Origin of the sequence: Clostridium sp. KLE 1755 (assembly GCF_000466465.2) — a bacterium.
GTDB classification, from domain to species: Bacteria; Bacillota; Clostridia; order Lachnospirales; family Lachnospiraceae; genus Eisenbergiella; species Eisenbergiella porci.
Genome location: NZ_KE992739.1, coordinates 1 through 2,217, shown reverse-complemented (window position 1 = coordinate 2,217; position 2,217 = coordinate 1). Strand labels below are relative to the sequence as shown.

At 58.6% G+C, this 2,217-nt stretch carries 2 protein-coding genes; both read left to right on the top strand.

The window, feature by feature from the left end; genetic code table 11:
• Window positions 1–144: 144 nt before the first annotated feature.
• Entirely contained in the window at window positions 145–1,896 is a 1,752-nt protein-coding gene (locus HMPREF1548_RS20400) for a C40 family peptidase (RefSeq protein WP_035323169.1), read from the top strand.
• A 26-nt stretch (window positions 1,897–1,922) separates the two neighbouring features.
• Window positions 1,923–2,192 carry a DUF4315 family protein gene (locus HMPREF1548_RS20395; RefSeq protein ID WP_035323167.1) on the top strand — a complete coding sequence of 90 codons (270 nt, stop codon included), beginning with the start codon at window positions 1,923–1,925 and terminating at the stop codon, window positions 2,190–2,192.
• Window positions 2,193–2,217 lie beyond the last annotated feature (25 nt).

Here is a 2,217-nt window from a genome sequence, read left to right as displayed (position 1 = left end):
CCGCCGAATTCCGCCCCTTCCGGCCGCCTGCGTTTTGAGGAAGGGGACACGCCGCCGCAGGCCGGGGCCACCTCGGGCCAGCATGGCCCGAAGTCCTCCAGGAAGTTCCGGCAGGATACGGAGCGGGCCCGCCCCTCCGACCATATGCGGCGGGAGGAAAATGCGGACGGCGGCGGAGGGCAGGAACCCCATGACAAAGAGGCCGGGCCTGACCGGGCCAATAAGAAACGTACTGATGGTGAGAAACGTGCCAATAGGAAGAAACAGGCTGACTGGGAGAAACGTGCTGACGGCAAGGAACGCTCTGACGGCAGGAAACCGGACAAGACGGAGAAGGCACAGGAAAAAGCGGATAAGGCCGGACGGAAACTGGAATCGGCCCGGGAGAAGCTGGCCGCGCAGAAACCGCCCAAACAGCCGGGACTGGCAAAGAAAGCTGTCCGGGGTATGCGGGCGGAGGTATGGTTTTACACCCACAACAAGATACACGAGATTGAGCATGAGAACGTAGGCGTGGAAGGAGCCCATAAATCCGAGCTTGTGGCGGAGGCCGGAACCCGTAAGCTCGTCCGGTTTGCCAGATGCCGCTACCGTGAGCACCCGGCCCGCCGGGTGGCGAAATGGGAACGGAAGGAGCTGGCGGCACGGGCCAATCTGGATTTTCAGAAGATGGCAAAGGATCACCCGGAGCTTGCCAGCAACCCGCTCTCCCGCATGGCACAGAAATGGAAACTGAAACGCCAGTATGCCAGACAGGCAAGACAGGCCGCGAAGCAGGGGGCGCGGGCGGCAAAGAAAACAGCCGCCACAGCCGGAACCATCACGAAACGGGTGGTTCAGGCGGCGGCCCGCCACCCTGTATTTATCCTGATTATCGTGGTGCTGTTCCTGCTGTTTTATATCCTGTCGGCGTTTTCCTCCCTTATCCCCATGCTGGGGAGCGGCCTTGCAAACGCCATATCCGGCACCTCCTACGCCTCTGCTGACAGCGACCTCTTAGGGACGGACGAGGACTATACCGCTCTGGAAAATGACCTGAAACAGAAGATTGCCAATATCGAGCGCACTCACAGCGGCTATGACGAATACCGCTACAACGTGGACGAAATCGGCCACAACCCCTATGAGCTGGCCTCCTACCTGTCGGCCAAATACCACAGCTATACCCGGTCAGGAATACAGGGCGAGCTTGGGGAGGTCTTTGAAGCACAGTACGAGCTGACGCTGACCGAGGAGGTGGAAATCCGCTACCGCACGGAAACCAGCACGGACGCGGACGGCAACGAGACGAGCGAGGAAGTCCCTTATGAATACTATATCCTCCATGTGACCTTAAAAAACCGCACCCTCCCAGCCGTGGTGAATACCCGGCTTACCATGGAGCAGAAGGAGATTTATTCCGTCATGCAGGAATTAAAGGGCAACAAGCCCCACCTGTGGGAAGGCATTTACACGGGAGACGGCACAGGGACGGAACCCGGCTACCAGATACCCGGGGAGGCCCTGTCCGACCCGTCCTTCGCGGCCCTGATTGGGGAGGCGGAGAAATACCTGGGCTACCCCTATGTATGGGGAGGCTCCAGCCCGTCCACCTCCTTTGACTGCTCCGGCTTCGTCTGCTGGGTATTTTCCAACAGCGGCGTCCATAACCTGCCCCGCACCACGGCGCAGGGCATTTACAACCAGTGCGCCCGTGTCTCCCCCGCTGACGCAAAGCCCGGGGATATCATCTTTTTTACTGGCACCTATGACAGCGGCGTGCCAGTCTCCCATGTAGGCATTTATGTAGGCAACAATATGATGATCCACTGTGGGAACCCAATCCAATATGCCAGTATCAGCACGTCCTACTGGACGCAGCATTTCTATGCATTTGGCCGCTTATCAGGAAATTGACCGTCACGAACAGAAAGGAGATTCGCATGAACAGACTTGAAAAAATCGAGAAAGATTTGGAGAAAGCCCGGGAGAAGGCCGCCGAGTGCCAGACCAAAGTCCGGGAACTGGAAAAGCAGAAACAGGAGGAAGAGAACAGCCAGATCGTGCAGGCAGTGCGCTCCATGAAGCTGACCCCCGCCGAGCTCCTGGCCTTTTTAAATAACCCGAAGGACCCCCCTGCCGCTTCGGGCCAGACTGGCCCGAAGTCCGCTGACGGAAAAGAAAAGGAGGACGAAGCCCATGAAGAAGCCTAACCTTCACCGACTGGCGGCGCTGGCC

Excerpts from the sequence above, each read along its gene's own strand:
- HMPREF1548_RS20400 (WP_035323169.1), top strand. The coding sequence starts at position 145 with ATGCGGCGGGAGGAAAATGCGGACGGCGGCGGAGGGCAGGAACCCCAT.
- HMPREF1548_RS20395 (WP_035323167.1), top strand. The coding sequence starts at position 1,923 with ATGAACAGACTTGAAAAAATCGAGAAAGATTTGGAGAAAGCCCGGGAG.